Raw genomic sequence first — 18,730 nt, 5'->3', positions numbered from 1 at the left:
GTCCTCAGAAGGGGAGCGGGAGGGTGAAGGCAGCGACCACCAGGCTCACGGCGATGGCGAGCCCGAGGATGGACCACCCCAGCGGGCCCCAGCCCTTGCGGGGCGGGGTTGGTTCTGGGGTGGGCGCGGGGTCGGTTGGGAGCGGGACCGGCGTGGGCTTAGCCGGCGCCGGCGCGCGGGAAAGCTCGTTCAGCACTTCGGCCAGCACGGCTTCGGCGTTGGTGGCTTTGGTCAGCGAGGCGTTGATGCCGTCGCCGGCATAATAGCTTTCGCCGCGCTCCACCGTGCGATGGGCGCCCTGCTGCCGGCTGAGCACGGGAAAGCTCGCCCATTCGCGCGCTAGGCGGTTGCCGAAATCGCGCAGCGACAAGGTGGCGGCGGCGAACTGGCTCCAGCCGCGCCGCTGCAGCAGGGCGAGGCCGAAGCGGTCCTGCAGCTCGGGCGTGAACGTCGCCGAGAGCGGCACGCCCAGCTCGGCGATGAGGCTGAGGAGGGTCGGCCGGATGATCTGGTAGCGCCCGGCCGCGCCGCTCGGCGCCTTGAGATTGCGGACCCAGCGCTTCTGCTCGACCAGCAGCTCGTCGAGCGTCATCCCGGTGATGGGCTTGGGCAGCGCGCCGGGCTTCTCGTTCCGGTAGCCGATGATGGTCTCATAGCCGGCCCGGCCCGGCCGGTTGATCTCGAGGCCGGCGACGAAGTCGAGCAGCATCGCCGCCCCGCGGGGGACGTTGGGGTTCATGGGGTTCTCCGATGTTGACGAGGTAGTTCGCACCGCACGAGCTTGCGGGGCGTTCAGGGGGGCGCGGCAGCGGTGAAGATCATGCGAGCGAGCATCGATCGGCGGTCAGCCGGCGTGATCGACGTCCGGGAGAGTTTCGCCGGCCGCCAGCTGCCGAACTGCCGCGGCCGCGAGACAGATGGCTCGCCAATCAGCTCTGCCAGGCAGGGCGCCAGAGCGCCCTCGCGCGATTCCAGCAGGGCAAGCACCCTGCGTGATCTGGTCGAGGCGCTCGAGCTGATCTGGTAATCACTGGCGTAGCGGACTCAGCGCTTCTGCTCGACCAGCAGTTCTTTGAGCGTTGTGCCGGTGATGGGCTTGGGCAGTGCACTGGGCTTTTGTTGCGATAGCCGATGACGGTTTCGCTGGCCGCCTGGCCCTACCGGTAGGCCTCGAGGCTGGCGACAGCGTCGTGCAGCGTCGCCGCCTCGCACGGGAAGGTTGGGTTGATGGGAAATCTCCGGCGAGGGGCAGGCGGACGGGCGTACAGGCGGTCAAACGACCGCCAGAGGTTCTAGGCTGAACCTTCGGGGATATCCTGGTGGGTCAGAATGCCGGGTTCAGTGCGGCTGGGCTTCTCAAGGATGTCTGCACGATAGGCGAGAAGGGTAAGCAGCGACTGGTCCCACCGATGATTGTCGCGGCTAGACCCTGGGGGCGCAATGATCGACTCTTCCATCGCTCTAGCGAGCCACTCGTCCACGAGCGCCCGTGTCGATGGGAATGTGTGGTTTACGCCGACAATCGCAGCGTTCAGTTGCTTCCGCTCACCGGCCCACCCGACTGGGATGCCCAGCGCTTCATACATACCGGGATGGGTGTACCTCGTCACGGTGAACCATGTCTTAGGGCAAAAGAAACCGTCCCGGCGAAGGCCGTAACGAACCCACAGCAGCGGAAATCGCACGAGGTTCCCGGCGTCCAGCCAAAGTAGCGGCGCACCCCCCTTGTCCATCTCCAGCTTTATGATTGCCACCTTCCAAGCATACGCGCCGGCATTGACGCTGATGTCGAAATGCGGCGGGTAGTCTGAGAAGGGAAACACGATCGGTTCGAAACCTAGCTGCCTCACGGCTTCGACGTGATGATCTTCGAGCCCGAGGTCGTAAACCGCAACGGCAGTGTTTCTCTCCCAGCGCTTTAGCGACCTCAGCAGTTGTAGAAGCGACTTGCCGTGATTTGCACTGGCCCCCGTGACGACGCGTAAGCTTCTGGAATTTGACACGCTGGAACCCTCCTGACCGTGGCGGCTAGCGTACTTAGTGGTGTTCGCTCAAGCCACTAGCTCCGATAGTTAGCAGATTTGTCTTGGCGATTATCAGACGAGATGGAAATCTCCGGTCTTCTCGGGGGATGGCAGCGGGAAATTGACGCGCTCAGACAGCAGGTTGCTGCCGGCTACGGTGGCGACAAGCAGAGAACTATGTGCGACAGTTTCGGCATTGCGGAGATGCCATATGCGAAAGATCGGTTTTGACCTTCCACTCAGCGCCTACTTCGTCACAACAACCAAGTTTGCTGTCTTCATACTGACTCCCGATCGCTGTAGTCGGGGCGGCGACCGTCCTCTTTTGGTGTTGCCGGCACGTACTGTAGCCTGGTCTTCGCGGTCGTCTACCTAGTCGGCCTCGGCTGGTTTGCGGGTGAGGTGATCGATAATGAGTATGAAGAGCCGCAGGGCGACCTTTGGCGTTGACGGGTTCATTCAGTGAACTGAGGCAGAAACGGCCCGGCTGTCAGTTCCAGCTCCGGTTCGTGTGACAGTTATAGGTGCCGGCGACCCCGCCGAACCTCCGCCCGCGACAGTAAAATATTCCGTGCTTCGAATGTCCGAATCGACGGTTTCGGTCAATCCCGACCATGCGCCGCCGGATGTTGCGGACGTATCGCGAACTTGAACTGCCCCGATGGCGGCGCCACCAGCAACGATATTCACATCCAGGCCGAGCGGCGAACCGGTCGATGTGCTTGTCGTGATTGCGTCAGGTACATTCGGCGTTGCCGGATTGAGTGCGGGATAAGTAGCTACGCCGCAGCACAATGTGTTTGCGCTGGTGGTGACCTGCACACTGGCAGTTGTGGCGATAGGGACTTCTGCGACCCATATTTGAGCCTGAACAAATGAACTTGCATTCAGGCCGGCGAACAGCGACGCGGCATTTCCGCCGATCGTTACCGTCGATACCGTAAAGGTGCCCGAGGAGGCCAACCCGATCGCCGCATAGACATAGCGTCTATTGGGAGCTACGGGCGCGGCGCCGATGGCGAGCGAGGAAACGGTGAAGCTAGTACCGCCGCCCGGGTTGACAGACCCAAAGCTGCCGTAACTCAAGGCGAACGGCAGCGCCCCGACCGAAAACATACCGAATGGAATTGCACCAAGTTCAAGTCGGCCAGACTTGACCAACTCTGAAGCGACGGCGCGGCGCTCAGTGTGACCAATCGCAACCGGAAAATACTTGTCGATTTCAGCGACAGGCCGGATGATCGCCGGGCGTTCCGGCAGCCAAAGCTTGGGAGGGAGATCGAGCGAGGTCATGCCTTCAGATCTCCGAACAGCCACCAAACGTCCGTGCCGGTTTTGATGATTGAAGCAGCTGAATAGAGGTTGCTGAGCTTCCGCTTGCTACTCACCGAGATGAGCGTAACGCCTGCACCTGGCGCGATTGATAGTTCCCCGGTGTTGCCCTGTCCGACGTTGATCACCGTCGTCCCGACGGGGAACGCGACCGACGAATTGGGCGGGATGGTGAACGTCGTTGGCGACGTACTGTTCGAGTAAACAAACCCCCCGGCATCGCCAGCAACAAAGGTATCGCTTGTGCCTGCTACGCCGCGAATACCTGCAACGCGCCCAGCAGTAGCGGCGAACTTCGTCGCGTCGCTGGTGTTGTCGACGTTTGACAGGGCCAAAGCCGTCTTCAGCGCTGCTGCCGAAATGGCGCCAGTCAGCCCCGCCACCGAAAGCACGGCGTCGGTGGGGGTTAGCAGCTCTTTCCAATCCGCCAGGGTTGATGGACTGTTCGTCGCGAGCGCAAACGACTTGTTCAAGTCGCTTCGGATCGCGATGTCGCCCTTTTGGGCGGTGAGCGCGAGCATCGCCGCCTGAGAGGCGACGATGAACACATCAGTGACCGCGATTGCCGGGAGTACGGCGGTATCGAGCAGCCCCGACCCGTCGAGCAGGGGAACGTTGCCGGCCGCCGTGCCGGTATTCCTCGATGCGACCGTGCCGAGCAAAGCACCGCTGTCCTTGATCAGATGGCCGGTGGTGCCGTCGAACACGGCGACACGGTTGTCAACAGCGCCAGCGGGTCCGGTCACGTTGCCCGGCATGCCCTGTGGGATCCCGAAATTCAGCACCGCGGCGCCGGAGGTCCCTACGTTCACCACCGTGGCCGGCGCGCCAGGCGCTAAGGTCGTGACCGTCCCGACCGCTACCGTGGCGGCCGAGCCCTGCGGAATGTCGAAATCGAAGACGGCGTCGTTGGGCGTGCCGATGTTCTCGACAGCGGCCGGAACCCCCGCGTTCACCGTCGTTACGGTGCCAACGGCGATGGTGGCGGCCTCGCCCTGGATTCCCTGAATACCCTGGGGGATGCCGAAGTTGAGCACCATATCCTTGACGGTGCCGACATTGGCGACCGTGGCGGGCGAGCCTGGTGGCAGGGTGGTGACGCTGCCGACCGTGACAGTGGTGTCGAGGTCGTCGATGGCGATCAGGTCCTGCCAGTCCTGCCCCAGATAGCGCCACTGCACCATCATGCCGGTGTTTCTGAGCTCGATCTCCATCGGTAGCAGCGCCGGGGTGACGCGCAGCCGCACTTTTGGCGGCGGGACGGCCTTGGCGCGCACCGCGAATTCGGGCTGCGCCTTGATCCTGAGCCGTGGGGTGATGGTGTCGCTCATCTGCCGAACCCGCCCCCGACGAAGGCCAGCGTGCCGGTGAAGAGCTGTGTCGTGCCGGTGCCATTGGTCATCCGGCAGCCCACCCGATACGTGTTGCGGATATCGAGCGCCGCCAGTTGCGGCACGCTGAAGCGCCACTGGATGGTGCCCGGCTCGGGGATCTCGATGCTGTTGTCGGCGGTGGTGGCGAACAGCCGGCGGGCGCCGCTCTCGCTCACCTCGAGCTCGAACAGCACGCCCGCCGTGGCGAGTGGCAGGTTGGTGGCGTCGTCGATCAAATCCACCCGCTGCGCCCAATCGGCATCGTCGGTGGCAAAGAACTGCAACTCGTACATGCCGGGCCTCAGAGTTTGATGATGACGAGTTCGAACAGCGAGGGCTGGACGTTGGGGTGCGAGGCGCCGCCGCCCGTGCTGTCGGCAGTAGCGCCGGTGATCCCCGCGGTGCCGGAACCGCCGATCTGCTGGCCCGCCGTGTCGCCGATCGCGCCGGTGTAGGCCGGGTAGCTGGCGGTACCAAGCCCGATGAGCCCCATGCCACCGTATGTGGTCTGAACCGGTCCGCTGTCGTTTCTGGCAGATATCTTGGCGGGGTGGCCGTGGTTGGGCATCAGCAGCGTGCCGGCGTTGTGCTGATGGGCCGGGATCTGCGCTGCCGTCAGCGTCTGCGCCGCGGTGCCAACCGTGGCGCCCAGAGTGGTGTTGGTTTCCCCACCATCCACCGTCGCATCGGGGATCAGGTTGATATCGGCATTGCCCATGGCGCCAAGCCCGATGGCGATGCGGTCGCGATAGTCGGGCAGCGCGATGGTCTTGTTGGCAGCCCAGTCGCCGGCGGCGGATGCCCCACGTCCGCCGCTGACGGCGAGCGTGGCGTCGGCGGTCCACAGGTGGAGGAACAGCGCCTGGGCATCGGCATTAGCGCGCTCGGTGGCGCCCGAGCTGGCAGAGCCGAGGCTGCGGCCGTTGCAGCGTACCCAGCCGGTGGGCGCCGCGGTGCCATAATAGCCGATGCGCATGCCGGTGGTGACCAGCAGCGTCGGGTCGGTGACGCCGGGGTCGGGCGGCTCGTAATCGGCCGATTGCGGCACGTCGATGTCGTCGTCGTCGAAGATCAGGACGCCATTGGCGTCGGTGAGCTTCTGGCGATAGCTGCCCGGCGCCGGGCTAAGGTAGATCACCGGGAACATGCCGCGCGCATCAGCGAGGATCGGCTGATCATGCGCCACGCTCAGCGCGCCATCGGCATAGACCACCTGCGGCGTCGAGGTGGCGGTGTCGTAGAAAGAGAGTCGGTCGCCAATGCCGAAATTGGGCACGCGCGAGCCAGGCCAGATGGCTGCCATGGGGAAGTCTCCGGGGAGGGGGATGGACGCGTCTCAGGCCCCCGTGCATTGAATGTGCGGGGAGTTAGCTCAGGGGGAGGGCACGATGTCTGATTTGAGCCACGACAGCGCGGCTTCTTGGTGGTCGCGTGGACCGGCGATTGTGCTGTTGCTCGCAATCCTCGTGGGATGTGGCTACGGCTTGTTCAAATGGGCTGTTGGGCCCGCGGACCTGAATCTCCAGGACTGGCTGCACGCCGTATTCGCATGGCTTGGCATCAGTGACCCGCTCGCCATAAGTGTCGGCGTTGGGGTGGTCGTCGGTGCCCTCATCGCGACGGCGCTTGGCATCGCCATGCGCCTGGTCCTGTTCCTGCTGGCCGTTGTGTTTCGCCTGTAGCGATAGCCGCGTCACTCACAGCGAGCCTCGCGCGGCTGGCCGACGGCCTTTACGATTGTAACGAGCCAGGGGCTCAGGCGAGGGGGAAGATGACAGATCCAGATCAGCAACCAAAGCCAGGGACGAAGCGAACAAACCCGCTGCTATGGGGAGCCGTCGCCGGCGGCGTGGTGGGCCTGCTGGTGTTTCTCGGCCCGGCGCTCAACATGCCCAGATCCGACAATACGCTGCTTCAGTCCCCAGTATCGGCTGCCTTCGTGGCCTTCTTCTGGGGCTGGGCTGCGGGGAGCGTGAAGAACTGGCTTGGCGACCGCTTGTTCGAGCGGTCGTTGGGCGGCGGCAAGGGGCGCAGGCCATGGTGATCGTCTCAAGATACGGGAAATCAGCTGATGTCTGACCTCGGGCCAAAGGAGCAGGACTGGGAGACGTTCAATGCCACGCCGCCCGACGATGAACGGATCCACGTGACGGCGATGCGCATGAGTGTCCTGAACAGCCTGGGCATACTCGAGGTGAAGCGGACGCTCCGCTGGATCGTTGCCCTGTTGGTGGTTCTCATCGTTGCGGTCGCGATATTGGCCATACGTGTCTATGCTTGATGTCGCCAAGCTCGACCCTACTGTAGGCTGCTTTCACGGTGACCTGATGCCTGATCTCGACCTTGAACCACACCAATATCGCCGCAAGGCCACCTATCGCTTGCGTGACATGAGTTGGCTGGTGAAGCTCGCTGTTCCGCTCGGCATCCTGGCCCCGTTCCTGGCGGCAGGGGTGCTGTCATTCTTCCCACCCGTCCCGCAGTGGGTTGCCTGGGGGGTGGTGCTGGCCCCTTGCATCGTCCTGATCGTCCTGCACGAAGCCCTGGACGGAACCCGCATCAAGCGTGCAACTGAAACAGGGGGTCAGGTTCCGGCTGAGTTAGGCGCATCCAAGGTGGCAGGAACGGCTGAGGATGTGTCGCGCGATCAACTTCCGAAGACGCATGAGGATCGTACCTTACCCCGATAGAGCCTAGCGCTCTGGCGAGATCGTTGTCGACCTGGGGTTGCGCCACGCCCTGCACCATCTGTTGCGCGAGTCTGCGAAGATCCATGTCATTTTCGCGCTCGGCTGTAATTGCAGCGACTCTGGCTGCAAGGCTAGGGGCATGAAGCAGGGCGTCCGACATCGGCTTGGGGGGCAGTTTGTTGGCGATCGCTGCTCGCGCCTCGGCCTCGCGAGTCACCCTGCTAAAGATCGGCACCGCTGCTGCGGCCAATATACCCGGCACCTCTGGCGCAATACCTGCTATCTCACCCCCGAACTTGGCTCCCACGAGGCCGCTGATGACGGCCGCCGTCACATCTCTGACCGTGTCGCCAAGCCCAAAAAACGAGCGAGAGGGGTTCCGCGCCTCGAGTGGTAGAACTGTTCGTTTCAAGACCGCCGAAAGTGCCTTCATCCGGTTGCGCTCTTCCTCGCTGAAGAGGGTGCTCGCCAAAGAAGAGTCCTTGTTCGCGAGGAAGTCGTCGAGGCGCTTCGTTAGCACCGCTGGGACTCTCGCTTCGCCGGTCGCAGGGTCATGAACCAGCTTGTTCCAAGCAGAGGCGCGAACGGATTTCCATTCCTCGCTGGCGGGTCCGAGCACCGCCTTCAGGCGTCTGGCCACGTCCGTGGCGGCGAGGTTCGGTGATACCATGTCGGCGCCGTAGAGCCAGTTCGCGACCTGCTCGGCTGATGCGTTGCCTTGCTGCATCTTGGCGATTGTTGCCCCGGCAGCATCACCACCCTTGGGATTGGTGATGCTGAGATACCGAACCGACTCCGCCCTGGCGGCGTTGAGCGCCTCCAGCGCCGCCTCGTCGCCACTGAACAGTTGTTGGTCGAGCGCGTCGCTCAGCCAGTCGTCAAAGGCCTGCTTCACGCCACGAGTGGCGGTGATATCATCAGGGCCGGTTCCCGAAAGCCCAGCCAGCTTCCGCCGAACCTTCTCGAGTTCTGACCACGACAGGGGGGAACGACGGCCAGAGGGGACAAGCGTCGCGCCCTCGATCTCCCGGAGCGCAGTGGCCGCTGCGGGCGTAAGGGTATCGTCAACCACCACGCCCGAGAGGCGTTGCTTGACGAAGCCAGGTAGCGCCTTCACTGCGGCGAGTCGGACCTTAAGCTTGCCATCCTGCGCGACCTCGAAGAAGGCGTCGGCATCTTCTTTCGCCAACTTGGTCTTGTTCTGCAACCCAATGGTAACCGTGCCAGACAGATCATCGGCGGCACCGCCAAACTCCTTGCCTATTGTGCCTGTCGCGGCGCCGATCGCCTCAGTCTGACGATCGTCGAACGTCCGCATTAGAGGCTGTGAAGCATCGGCTTGTCGTAGCAGCTGCTCGGACCGCAACTGGTGCAGGTCGCCTGATGCTTGCCCCGACGTCAAAGGAATGCCGAAGCCGTCGGCTTCCAGGGTCGCGGCTTCCTGCCGTAGACGCGGCAGCCGGCCGGGACCGAGCTTCGGCATTGGGCCTGTGACGCCCAACGTTGCGAGGTTGAAGACGCGCCCCGCCAACTCGGGCGAATAGGAGTAAGGCGTGCCGAGATCGCCATACATTCCGTCCGCTACGTCGCGGGGTAGCGTAACTGCGTCGACGATCCCCTCGATCATTCCGGGGACTATCTTGGGTATGGCCGGCCTGTACTCGCCTGTCTTCGTGTTCCGTTCGAAAGGATAGAGCGAGCGGATCATGTCCGTGATGCCCGGCGGAATAGCCAACGGACCAACGCTGAGCAGCTCCCCCGCACCCGGGGTCTCCCACCCTGGCACGAGCGTTGCGCCTGCAGGCAACATCTCCTCTAGTGACAGCTTCGGCAGGGTCCTGCCCGCCTTCGACTGTTCGATCGCCCAATCAAGGTAGCCCTGCGTGCCAGTCTTCAATCCCGCCGGTGGCACCGCTGGCTCTGCGACATGGGGCCCGTAGTTCTCCCAAGGACCAGCCATCAGAGTTTCTCCCAGTTGTCAGAATTGGATGGATCGCCGCCGGTATAGCGGTAGCCACCTTCGATCGTGCCAATGCCGGGCCGGGCTTCGCGCGGCAGGGGGTGGGGTGCGTAGGGAGAGGTCGATGCGGTGGGCCGCGGCGTCATGGGCGTCCCTCCGAGCTGACCCGGCGACGCATAGGCATCGGCCCGACGCTGTGTCGCCTCCTGCACCTGCTGCAACGCGAACGGCCGCGTCTGCGGATTGGCGAACAGGGCGCGCAACTGATCAGGCGGTATGGTGAGGCCGAACTCCGACAGTGGGGCCGCGGCATTCGCGAACTGCTGCGGCGCCTCGCGCTCGTAGCGATCGGCTTTGCCCTGGGCGACGCCCTGGTCCCACAGGTCGAGCAGGTCGGTGGGCTTGGTCTGCGAGGGCTGCGGAATGACATAGCTGGGGTAGTTCAGCGCCATCTTCGGGCTCCTCAGAAGCTTGCGGGCATTTTCGTGGTGGGGTTGACGGAGTTGCCGCCGAAGCCGCCATAGCCGCCGAACGATCCGCCGCCGAAGGCGCGGCCGGCGATGCCGGCGACGGCGCCCAGCGCATCGAGCATGGCGCCCTGGCCGGCTTCCTTGCCGGCGGCGACCTGGTTGTTGGCGCCCATGTAATTGGTGGCGAGGCCGCTCTCGAAATCGAGGCCGAGGCCGCGGGCGGTGACGTCGTTGGCGACGCCCTGGCCGTACATGTTGTTGTAGCCCGAGAGCCCGTTCATCCAGTTGCCCCAGGCCTGGTCGGCATAGCCGGTGGCGTAGCGCATCAGGTCGAGATCGGTATTGCCACTGTCGAGCCGGCCCATGGCCGAGCCTTTGCGCGCCACCGCATCGAGCCCCTGGTCGAGCGCGAACTGGTAGCCCGGCCCGGCGCGGAACGCCTCCTCGGCCCGCGCGTAGCCGTCGGCGCCGTTGAGGCCCATGGCATCGGCGTAACGGCCGGCGCCGAGCTTGCCGAGATCGAGGTAGTCCCCGGTAACCCCCTGGATCCCCTCGATGATCGGCCGGCCGGTATTGCCCAGCTGGTCGATGACGCCGCGGTTCTGTTCGGCGGCCTTCTGCGTGGCCTTGCCCTTGTTGAGCCCCAGCCAGTCGCCGATGGTTTCGAAAATGTCAGCCATGTGAGGCTCCTATTTGTAAACGCGGGCGGTGAGCTTGCCGCTGCCATAGTCGAGCGGCGTGCCGGTTTCGTTCTGGAAGCGGACGGAAACGGTGTTCGGGGCGCTCACCCAGGCGGTGATGACGATGCCTGCGGTGGTCAGCGAGAACGCCGCGGTGGCGAAATCGCCCAGCGCCGCACCGGGCACTGTCACGTCGGTGGTGGTGCCGGCGCCATCGGCGAGCAGCGGCGGATCGTAAGTCGCGCTGGCTTCGAGCGGGGTCAGCTCGGCAAGTTTTGTCGCCAGCTGGTTCAGCCAGTCATACCAGGGCTTGGCGATCGCCCCGTCGGCGTCGACCAGCCGAGCGCTCGGATGCGGGATCGGCCTGAGACTGTCCGGCGTGCTCATGCGGCGCGCTCCTCGATATCCATGGCGCCGCCGAAGAACGCGATCTCGATGGGGTCGGAGATGGTCATCTCCCAGATCCGGCCCTTGCGGCCGGTCAGCCCGGCATTGTTGATGTCGATGGACAGGTCTTCGCCCTGGGTGCCGAGCTTCCGGGTCAAGGGGTTGCCCCAGTTGCGGCCGCCATCGTCGGACCAGCGGATCCGCACTACCGGGTCGGTTTCGATCGGCGAAATGCCGGCGTCGATGCCGATGCCGGTTTCGAAATCGAAGCTCGCTTTATGGATCACGGCGCGGCCAGGGAAGCGATGCGCCTGGTTAGAGCGCAGCGTCCAGACCAGCGGGTTCGCGCCATCGCGCCGCGCCGCCGAGTTCAGCTCGAACGCCTTGCCGCTCTCGAGGTCGAAGGTGAACCACTTGCTCCAGGCGGCAACGCCAAAGCGGCAGCGCCAATCGCCAAAGCCATAGCTCTGCCGCTCGTGCCAGCTGCCGGTCGAGACGTCGTAGACCCAGGTCCAACCCGGCCCGCTCAGCACCCAATAGGCGTGCCCGGCCGCCTGGTAGACCCAGGCGATCAGCTCGGCGGGGTTGGCCACCGCCTCGATCAGCCGGTTGAGGTCGGGCCCCGAAATCGGCGCGGGGTCATAGCCCTGCAGCCGGCGCACCGTGTTGTCGTTGGCAACGAAGATCACCGTATCGGCAAAGCCCGGCTCGAACCCGGCCACCGCATAGGGAGCCTTCAGCCCGATCGGCACCACCACGGAGCGGTTGAAGGCGAAGCCGGTGGGGTTGCCGGCATTGGCGTAGAATTCCAGTGACGCGGTGCCCATCAGGATCAGGTCACTGCCCGAGGCGATGGCGCGATAGAGCCCGTCGGGGTCGGCCTCGGCGGTGGTCCGGTCGACCGAGGCGAAACCCGTGTCGTTGAGCCCCGACTGGTAGGCGAGCCCGTTCTCGGCGGTGACGATGAAATAGCCGTCGACCCAGCAGATCGAGTTGACCGAGGGCAGGTCGCCATCGCTGAACACCGCCACCGAGGCGCCGGAGATGTTGATGGAGGACATACCGCCGGAGTGAGCAATCAGCACATCGGGCACCGGCGCCTTCATGTTGCGCGCCATGGTGACGGGGCCGGCGCCGCCCACTGTGCCGGTGAGCTCGGTCACCCCATAGCTCGAGGTGATCGAATAGACCCGGTTGCCGGAAACCACATAGAGCACCGAGCCCACCAGCAGCGCGCCGCGAACGGCGGTCTGCGTGGTGGTGAAGCGGGCGATCAGCCCGGCGACGCGGCGCCAGACGATCTCGCTGCGCGAGCCCGCTGGGGCCCGCTCGGCGATGGCATTGATCAGCCGGCCGCCGGTTTCGGTGGGGTTCACGCCCGGCGCGGTGCCGGTAGGCCAGGTGATCGGGGGCATCGGAAATACTCGATTGGGGGCGGGTTGGGTGAGTCAGGGGCGGCATGCTGCGCGCTTCGGCAAGGGCCAGTGGTTTCGTTCAGCGCTCAGCGTGCCGTCGGCATCGGTGGCCCACCGCGTCGAGGTGGCGGTGCCATGGAGAACGACCTGTCGCCGATGCCGACGCCACGCGCGAGCCAGGCAGGGATAGGAATCGTGCCCATGGCAAGCAAGCGACCTACCGACATCAACCTTGACACGACCGACTACAGGGTCCGCGGTGAGGACGGGAAGTACCGCATGCGACCTGATCGCGGGCTGAACCGCATCATGTCGATTGTGGCGCTTGCGGCCTTGGCGCTGTTCTATTTCGGGTTTCTGACCGACATCTTGGAGTGGCAGGTCTACTTGGTGATTGTCGCGTTCGGGTTCATGGCCGGCGGAACGTTCACTATGAGTCTGAAGCACCTCGACTGGTGATCACTGCCCGCTGATTTCAGGCCATTGAGGCTGCGACAATGCCGCCGCGACGCCCGGCGCCGGTAGGCCCTGGCGACTGGCAAGCGCCCGCGCCGCGATCAACTGGTCGACGTAGGCCGGTGATGGCCGATTCATCAGCGCCGCGGCAATACGAGCATTGACGGCTTCTGGCCGCATGCGGGCCGCAGTGTTCGTCGCCGTATCGATGGTCGTGTTCATTTGGTGTGTCGTCCGCTTCTTCGCGGTGATCTGATGCCTGCAAGGCCGCTTCGCCGTAATCTGACTTCATTAGCGACCACAGCATGCTCTCCGTTGTCGACGGATCGAGACCGACTTCGGCGGACCGGCCCTTGAACGCGTCGTCAGGACCTTGAAGTCGTTGGCCGCCGTGCCGATGGTCGAAGCTGCTCGGCCTGGCAGTAGGGGGACCGCAAGCATCTTGCGGCGCTGAGGACCTGTGGCCATATTGCCGATCGCTTCGACATGGATATGTTCTCACGATGTCCCGCACAGACAAGCTTATGCGCCAACAAGAGATCTTTGATCGCATGTCCGAGGGCGACAAGACGCGCTTGGTCATGAGGCAGAACAATCGGGAGGTGCTCTTTGAGTTGCGGTACATTCGATGGGTTCTGATCGTCATCGCCTGGGCCGCATTTTTCGCCCTTGGCAAGGCGTGGCCTGATTGGTGGCACTTGCCATGGTGGCCCTAGTAACTCGATCAAGTCCAAAGACACGACCCTCCGGCTGGAGCATGCTATTCCGCCGGACGGGGTGGCGTGGGTAAATCGGTCCAGGGCCCCGGGACGCGAGCCTCTGACGGATCGCATCGAGGCCTACGACGCTGGTGCCTCCAATGGCGATTGCCCTGCTTCGAGACTTGCTCCGCGCCGCAGCCATGCGATCAGAGCCAACTCCTCTGCAGTGAGTTGCTTGCGCGGTACGGCCACGCCGCCGTTCCTTGCGATCAACGCTGCCGATTCAGCGGCGTTCTTGGTCAAGGTATTTGCGGTGACGCGACTGCCGATCCCCGCCGCGCCCAGCGCGATGGCAGTCGACCCGGCAAGCGTGGGTTCGTCTGCAACCATGCCAAGGGCCATGGCAGGGACTGCACCGGGAGGAGCAATCCGCCCAATGCCGCGCAGTACATTTGCGATGGGCGTGCCGTCGGCAACCTTATTGATGGCATCGATCTCGGCCTCGGTTAGCCCCCTAAGCTCGCCTCTTTTGATCTGGTGCTGCAGGGCCCTGAATTGGATGCGCAAGGCGTCCGCGAAGGCGGTGCCACCAGGCTCGTTGGCCTTTTCGGCCGCAGTTTCAATCGCGGTTTCGATGCGCTCGCCCTTCGCGGCACTGTGACTATGTGCGTTGCCCGTCTTCAGAGTCTCGGCCAGCGCGTCCGTGAACGTGTCGAACTCTTCGAGCATCTGGGTGGCGATGTGGCGTTCGGCGGGGTCGCTGCTTTTCGCAATGTCGGTGAGCCTGGTCCGCAGTGCCTTTATCTGCATGACGCTCATCTTTCGGCCCGCGAGGTCGTCGAAGGACTTGATGATCTGCACGATGGGCGTACGCGAGGCGTCCAGCCGGCCTTTACGTGAGATCAGCCCATTGGATTGCGCCACGTCGCGGATCGTGGCCGCGAGGCTTGCGGTTTGCGATGACCCTCTACCTGTTCAGAGATGGGTTCTCGGCTGAGGGTCGGGTGATTGCGGGTGCGCTGGTTGGCGGCGGCTTGGGCGTGTCCCTCGCAATGTGGCTTCGTAACGTGAGGGGGTAGCTGTCCGCGCTGCCGCGACGCCGCCCGGCGGGAGAAGGCTCTTGCGGTTGGCGAGAGCCCGCGCCGCGATCAACTGGTCGATATAGGCCGGTGTTGGCCGGTTCATCTGCGTCGCAGCGATACGAGTACTCACAGCTTCGGGCCGCATGCTGGCTGCAGTTTTCGCCGCTGTTCGCGGGATCGCGGTGAACAGGCTCGATAGAGGTCGCTAGATTGCGCGGGGAAACGTCGGGTTGACCGGGAAGATGGGAAGCGGTTTCGCTGTTCCCCAGCGCGTTGTTGAAGGACTTACCGAACCAGAGCGCTCCACCATCCAGTGGGACGACGAGCGCGAGGCATTGCTGCCCCGAAGACGCACCCGTATCGTTGGCGATGCAACGACGGGAGCGATACAGTGCAACTTCAGGAGTTTTTCTATTCCATACTCGGCGTGTTTGGAATCACCAACCCGATCGCGCTGAACGTGGCGGTCGGGGTGTTCTTCGGCATAGTTGCCAGCGGACTCTTTTACCACTTCGTCGTCCGTCCATTGCAGTCGCTGGTGAAACTCATCTTTGAGCGATCGATGTAGCGGCGACCGGTCATGGAACGCCCGTATTCTCGCCGCGGACGGCAACCTCAATTGACCCCGGCTTGATGCATTAACACACTCAACTCGCCCAGTGGGTCGCGCGACGGACTGATCTGGCTGGTCTGCGCGGCTAGCATGGCACCGAGCGGTCCGAAACCGTTGGACCCGGAAGGTGATCCATTGAGCACTTGGTTAGCGAGGTACCGTCGTCCCGGTTTCGACAGGATTGCCCGACCGGCGGCATAGGGCGCGGCAACTCCGCCCAACGCTCCGATCGCCGCTCCGTTCACCGCTCCATTCGCATCGCCCATGTAGTAGCCAAGAGTGCCGCCAGCGACAGCCGGCACCGTTGCGAGCAGATTTCGCACGTTAGGTGCTGAGCCGGACGGCAGGGGTGTCATCAAGGCCTTGCCGCTGTCGGCGAGCTTTGCGAGATCTCCCTGTCCGGCCACGGCGGCTTTCTGCAACGCCTCTGGTGAGATCAGCCCGCCGGACGGGTCCTGCAATGCCGCCTTCTCAATAATGCTGAAGTCGCGATCCGCAGCGCGAGCCCACCGAAACGCGTCGATATCTCCCTTGGAAAGGTTGCTCTCCATAGCGTCGTCCAGGGCCCGCTGGATGTCCAGGAGCGCGGATTTCTGTGCGCGGTCGGCCGTCTCATGCGCCAGCAGGCCAACCCGGGTCCTGAGGCTAGCGTAGGCACTTCCATCAATCACGTGACCTCCACCTTTCGATTTCATCGCCGTGACGGCTTCGATGATGAAGTCATCGATCGCCGGCAGACGATCGGCCTCAGCGGTACTCTTGGCATACGTCTGGTATGCTTCGCCCAGCTTCTTGCCAAGTTTTCCGTCTGCCAGCAGGATGTCATTGCGCGAGCCGATGTCGCCAAATGCGGTGCCCAGGCGCTCATAACCAGCCTTCAGCACCTCTTTGGTTGCGCGACTGGCGTTAATGCCGGCCCGCTTGAGCACGGCCTGGGTGAACTGCTCTGCCTGCTGCTCGCTGAGCTGCGCCACCTGGGCACCGGCCAATTCACTTTCAATGTTCTGCAGGCCCTTGTGTCCGGTTTGCTGACCCGCGGAAAGGTCGATGCCCTCACGTCGCAACATCTCCATCGCGCCGAGCTGAGTGGGGTCCCGAACTGGAAATGGGGTGACGAGTTTCTTGCCGAGCCTGGTGGCGCCCGCTGCAGAAACAGTCCCCAATATCTGTCCTACAAGCTCGGCCCAAGGGTTGTTCGGGGCCAGCTGATCCGCAGTAGCGGCGCCGATGCCCGCGCCGGCTGCGAGGGTGAGTTCCTTGGCCGCAGCGGCAAGGGGGCGTGCCGCACGGCTCATCGTGGCCATCGTCGGGACGATCGAAGCGCCAATTTCCTCGCCAGCGCGGCGCACAAACTGCTTGCTGGGGTCATCGGTTTCCGGCGTGATCGCGCCGACATCGGCCATGAAGCGGTTGAACATCTGCGAGCCGCCTACCGGGTCCACGATCGGTTTGAGGGGCGGCTCCCGTCGTATGCCGGCGATCTGGTCCGCCAGGGTCTGCTCGGGCGTAAGCATCAGGTTCAGCCCACCGATGCCTAGGTTGATCAGGCCTGCACCGAGATCGACCGGCCCTCCGAGGAGCTTTCCGATGCCCCCGTTCACCCCGGACATGCCCTGCGCAAGGTAGCTTTCGCCGTAAGTCTCGGGACGGTTGGCGTTGGCGTCCTGCGCCCTGGCCAGATAGATCGCGAGCAGCGGATCTTCCGAATACGTTGGGGGCTGCTTTGGATCGAACGGTACCCAAGCCATCATTGCACCTCGTAGCTGTTGGTTATGGAGGAGAAACCGGCGGTAGCGCCGGCCTTGGCCCACGCGACGATGGAGTGGTGGCGCTGCTAGGGGGACTCCGCGGGCCGGATGCGTTCACTAACGGAGACGCGCGCCGCCAAAGGCGCCTAGCGCATCGGGCATGGCCCCTGGCCGGCAGGCCAGGGGATCGGGGCATCAGAAATACTCGATTTCCTGGGTGCGGCCGGAGAGGATCGTGGGCTTCAGGCCACGCAGCCGCTGTTCGGCGAGGAAGCGCTTCTGCTCGTCGGGCGCCACGCCGAAGGCGCGGGCCCGGGCATTGGCGAGCAGCACCGCGAGGTGGTCGAAGGCATCGTCGTCATAGGCATCGGGGTCGCCCCACACCCAGATATCCCGGGTAGCGAGGTCGCTCATGACAGGGGCAACCGCGTTGTCAATCTCATCGAAATCCTCGGCGGCAGCGGTCTGTCCGGCGCCGACGACGCCGAGTTCGGCCAGCGCACGGTTGACGAGGTCGTGACGGGTTTTGGGCATGGGGGCTCCTGGGTGGGAGGGGATAAGTGCGAGTCAGCCGGCGAGATGGGGGATTGCGCTGCAGTCGAACTGACGCACTGCAATCACCCCACACTCGGTGTCATCCCAGCGAAAGCTGGGACCCAAGCATCAGCTGGCGCGGGCGGCGAGTTGGGTCCCTGCTTTCGCAGGGATGACAGCCGGTGGGTGGGGCAGGGGCGAGGCCAACCAGTTTTCGCCGCCGGCCGCGCCCTAACCCACAAACGCCCGCTTCTCGGCCTCCGACAGCGCGTTGAAGGCGTGGGCTTCGGCCTTGTTGAGGCCGTCCTTGACCTTCTGGTCCTTGTCGCCACGGACGATGATGAACCGCCCGCCGCCATTGTGGATGGCCCTGAGCCCGATTGCCGGCGGGTCGGTTTCGTCGAGCACGGTGAGCGTGCCCTCGACCCCGAAATGTGGGTTGTGGATGAGCTTTCCGAGCAGGGCGACGTGCTCGGCATCGTCGAGCTCGCGCGGCTCGCCATCGAAGAAGCGCAGCCCCGCAAGGCTCACCACTTCGCTGTCGCCCTCGGGCGCGTGGTAGGTGACCTTCGCCATATCAGGGCCTACTTCATGTAGCCGAAAAAGCGCGGCTGGATGGTGCCGGCGACCGCCGTGGCCGCCGCGGCGACGGTCTTCCAGACGATCTCGGTATCGGCGGTGAACTCGTAGTTCAGGCCCGTCGCCGCCAGCGTAGTGTTGGTGCCGCCGGCCTGGCCGGTGGTGGCGCCGGTGGCGATGAACCGGTCATCGTCGCCGCCATCGCCAATGGCGAAGGTGAGGAGCGGTGAGCCGTTGCTGTCGAGGTCGGGCACCACCACCGAAATGCCGGTGAGCACGAAGCCGCGCGGCACCACGAACAGGCCGACGGTCTTGTTGAGGGCAAGGTCGCCGGCGACGAGCGCCACATCGGCGCCAAGGCACTTCATGGTCCGGGCAAAGCCCTGGTTGCCAACCTGCGGCTGGCTATAGGCGTTACGATCAGCCATGGCCGATCTCCTTTTGTGAGGGGGAATGGGAATGTGGGCAGGGTGCCTTCGCGCGCGGGCACCGGCCTCTCAGTGATCCTCCCCCGCGTGGCGGGGGAGGGGGACCGCCGTAGGCGGTGGAGGGGGCAGTAAGAGCCTGCAGTTGCGCACCGACCTACCTTCTCCCCTTGAGGGACTGTTGCGCAGTTGGCGAGGGCTGGTGGTTTGGGCCGCAGGCGTAGCCCTGAGGGGGCGGTTCTGGCGGCTTTTGCTGAGTAG

23 protein-coding genes are annotated in these 18,730 nt (G+C 64.3%); 6 read left to right on the top strand and 17 right to left on the bottom strand.

Annotated features, from left to right (window positions below):
- Window positions 1-4: 4 nt before the first annotated feature.
- The gene (locus tag ASC68_RS07630) at window positions 5-739 is read right to left on the bottom strand and encodes a hypothetical protein (RefSeq protein WP_055877304.1); all 735 of its coding nucleotides are present in this window, start codon (window positions 737-739) and stop codon (window positions 5-7) included.
- Between the two features lie 81 nt (window positions 740-820).
- Between ASC68_RS07630 and ASC68_RS07625 the strand changes: the two genes are divergently transcribed.
- Window positions 821-1,027 carry a hypothetical protein gene (locus ASC68_RS07625; RefSeq protein WP_055877302.1) on the top strand — a complete coding sequence of 69 codons (207 nt, stop codon included), beginning with the start codon at window positions 821-823 and terminating at the stop codon, window positions 1,025-1,027.
- 265 nt (window positions 1,028-1,292) lie between these two features.
- Here the strand turns inward: ASC68_RS07625 and ASC68_RS07620 are convergent, their stop codons facing one another.
- From ASC68_RS07620 to ASC68_RS07605, 5 genes are all read right to left on the bottom strand, one after another.
- Window positions 1,293-2,003, bottom strand: a complete 711-nt coding sequence (locus ASC68_RS07620) for a DUF1647 domain-containing protein (RefSeq protein ID WP_055877300.1) — start codon at window positions 2,001-2,003, stop codon at window positions 1,293-1,295.
- Between the two features lie 480 nt (window positions 2,004-2,483).
- The gene (locus tag ASC68_RS28615) at window positions 2,484-3,317 is read right to left on the bottom strand and encodes a hypothetical protein (RefSeq protein WP_156387279.1); all 834 of its coding nucleotides are present in this window, start codon (window positions 3,315-3,317) and stop codon (window positions 2,484-2,486) included.
- On the bottom strand, window positions 3,314-4,687 hold the full coding sequence (locus ASC68_RS07615) for a hypothetical protein (protein ID WP_055877297.1): 1,374 nt from the start codon (window positions 4,685-4,687) through the stop codon (window positions 3,314-3,316). The genes ASC68_RS28615 and ASC68_RS07615 overlap by 4 nt, the downstream gene beginning before the upstream one ends.
- On the bottom strand, window positions 4,684-5,022 hold the full coding sequence (locus ASC68_RS07610) for a hypothetical protein (RefSeq protein ID WP_055877294.1): 339 nt from the start codon (window positions 5,020-5,022) through the stop codon (window positions 4,684-4,686). Before ASC68_RS07610 ends, ASC68_RS07615 begins: the two co-directional genes overlap by 4 nt.
- An 8-nt stretch (window positions 5,023-5,030) precedes the next feature.
- Complete coding sequence (locus ASC68_RS07605; protein WP_055877291.1) at window positions 5,031-6,032, bottom strand: hypothetical protein; 1,002 nt, start codon at window positions 6,030-6,032, stop codon at window positions 5,031-5,033.
- Between the two features lie 85 nt (window positions 6,033-6,117).
- On the opposite strand from ASC68_RS07605, the gene ASC68_RS07600 reads away from it, so the two are divergent.
- The 3 genes from ASC68_RS07600 to ASC68_RS07590 all read left to right on the top strand — a co-directional run bounded on the left by ASC68_RS07600 (window position 6,118) and on the right by ASC68_RS07590 (window position 7,010).
- Window positions 6,118-6,411: a hypothetical protein gene (locus ASC68_RS07600; protein WP_156387278.1), complete on the top strand. Its 294-nt coding sequence runs from the start codon at window positions 6,118-6,120 to the stop codon at window positions 6,409-6,411.
- A gap of 89 nt (window positions 6,412-6,500) precedes the next feature.
- Window positions 6,501-6,773 carry a hypothetical protein gene (locus tag ASC68_RS07595; RefSeq protein WP_055877286.1) on the top strand — a complete coding sequence of 91 codons (273 nt, stop codon included), beginning with the start codon at window positions 6,501-6,503 and terminating at the stop codon, window positions 6,771-6,773.
- A 27-nt stretch (window positions 6,774-6,800) separates the two neighbouring features.
- Window positions 6,801-7,010: a hypothetical protein gene (locus tag ASC68_RS07590; protein WP_055877283.1), complete on the top strand. Its 210-nt coding sequence runs from the start codon at window positions 6,801-6,803 to the stop codon at window positions 7,008-7,010.
- A 278-nt stretch (window positions 7,011-7,288) separates the two neighbouring features.
- On the opposite strand, the gene ASC68_RS07585 is transcribed toward ASC68_RS07590, so the two are convergent.
- The 5 genes from ASC68_RS07585 to ASC68_RS07565 all read right to left on the bottom strand — a co-directional run bounded on the left by ASC68_RS07585 (window position 7,289) and on the right by ASC68_RS07565 (window position 12,331).
- Window positions 7,289-9,316 carry a hypothetical protein gene (locus ASC68_RS07585; RefSeq protein ID WP_156387277.1) on the bottom strand — a complete coding sequence of 676 codons (2,028 nt, stop codon included), beginning with the start codon at window positions 9,314-9,316 and terminating at the stop codon, window positions 7,289-7,291.
- A gap of 62 nt (window positions 9,317-9,378) precedes the next feature.
- Complete coding sequence (locus tag ASC68_RS07580) at window positions 9,379-9,831, bottom strand: hypothetical protein (protein ID WP_055877278.1); 453 nt, start codon at window positions 9,829-9,831, stop codon at window positions 9,379-9,381.
- An 11-nt stretch (window positions 9,832-9,842) separates the two neighbouring features.
- Window positions 9,843-10,529, bottom strand: a complete 687-nt coding sequence (locus ASC68_RS07575) for a hypothetical protein (RefSeq protein WP_055877275.1) — start codon at window positions 10,527-10,529, stop codon at window positions 9,843-9,845.
- A 9-nt stretch (window positions 10,530-10,538) separates the two neighbouring features.
- Window positions 10,539-10,916 (bottom strand): hypothetical protein, encoded by a 378-nt coding sequence (locus ASC68_RS07570; protein WP_055877272.1) that lies wholly within the window; start codon window positions 10,914-10,916, stop codon window positions 10,539-10,541.
- Window positions 10,913-12,331: a hypothetical protein gene (locus ASC68_RS07565; protein ID WP_055877269.1), complete on the bottom strand. Its 1,419-nt coding sequence runs from the start codon at window positions 12,329-12,331 to the stop codon at window positions 10,913-10,915. The genes ASC68_RS07570 and ASC68_RS07565 overlap by 4 nt, the downstream gene beginning before the upstream one ends.
- A gap of 135 nt (window positions 12,332-12,466) precedes the next feature.
- Between ASC68_RS07565 and ASC68_RS07560 the strand changes: the two genes are divergently transcribed.
- Complete coding sequence (locus tag ASC68_RS07560; RefSeq protein WP_055877266.1) at window positions 12,467-12,790, top strand: hypothetical protein; 324 nt, start codon at window positions 12,467-12,469, stop codon at window positions 12,788-12,790.
- Here the strand turns inward: ASC68_RS07560 and ASC68_RS07555 are convergent, their stop codons facing one another.
- Both ASC68_RS07555 and ASC68_RS07545 read right to left on the bottom strand, forming a co-directional pair.
- Window positions 12,791-13,009, bottom strand: a complete 219-nt coding sequence (locus tag ASC68_RS07555; RefSeq protein ID WP_055877263.1) for a hypothetical protein — start codon at window positions 13,007-13,009, stop codon at window positions 12,791-12,793.
- Window positions 13,010-13,626: 617 nt separating this feature from the next.
- Window positions 13,627-14,412: a hypothetical protein gene (locus tag ASC68_RS07545; protein ID WP_055877256.1), complete on the bottom strand. Its 786-nt coding sequence runs from the start codon at window positions 14,410-14,412 to the stop codon at window positions 13,627-13,629.
- Between the two features lie 549 nt (window positions 14,413-14,961).
- Here ASC68_RS07545 and ASC68_RS28610 point away from each other — a divergent pair.
- Window positions 14,962-15,138 (top strand): hypothetical protein, encoded by a 177-nt coding sequence (locus ASC68_RS28610; RefSeq protein ID WP_156384807.1) that lies wholly within the window; start codon window positions 14,962-14,964, stop codon window positions 15,136-15,138.
- Between the two features lie 47 nt (window positions 15,139-15,185).
- On the opposite strand, the gene ASC68_RS07540 is transcribed toward ASC68_RS28610, so the two are convergent.
- The 4 genes from ASC68_RS07540 to ASC68_RS07525 all read right to left on the bottom strand — a co-directional run bounded on the left by ASC68_RS07540 (window position 15,186) and on the right by ASC68_RS07525 (window position 18,472).
- Window positions 15,186-16,931 (bottom strand): hypothetical protein, encoded by a 1,746-nt coding sequence (locus tag ASC68_RS07540; RefSeq protein WP_156384808.1) that lies wholly within the window; start codon window positions 16,929-16,931, stop codon window positions 15,186-15,188.
- 195 nt (window positions 16,932-17,126) lie between these two features.
- Window positions 17,127-17,465, bottom strand: a complete 339-nt coding sequence (locus ASC68_RS07535) for a hypothetical protein (protein ID WP_055877250.1) — start codon at window positions 17,463-17,465, stop codon at window positions 17,127-17,129.
- 231 nt (window positions 17,466-17,696) lie between these two features.
- The gene (locus tag ASC68_RS07530) at window positions 17,697-18,041 is read right to left on the bottom strand and encodes a hypothetical protein (RefSeq protein ID WP_055877247.1); all 345 of its coding nucleotides are present in this window, start codon (window positions 18,039-18,041) and stop codon (window positions 17,697-17,699) included.
- An 8-nt stretch (window positions 18,042-18,049) separates the two neighbouring features.
- A complete protein-coding gene (locus ASC68_RS07525) occupies window positions 18,050-18,472 on the bottom strand; it encodes a hypothetical protein (RefSeq protein ID WP_055877244.1) in 423 nt (140 codons plus the stop codon).
- Window positions 18,473-18,730: the final 258 nt, after the last annotated feature.

The sequence above is a fragment of the Devosia sp. Root105 genome (assembly GCF_001424865.1).
Lineage (GTDB): Bacteria > Pseudomonadota > Alphaproteobacteria > Rhizobiales > Devosiaceae > Devosia_A.
Note: the sequence above shows the minus strand (reverse complement) of the source record. Positions and strands in the feature narration are given on the sequence as shown.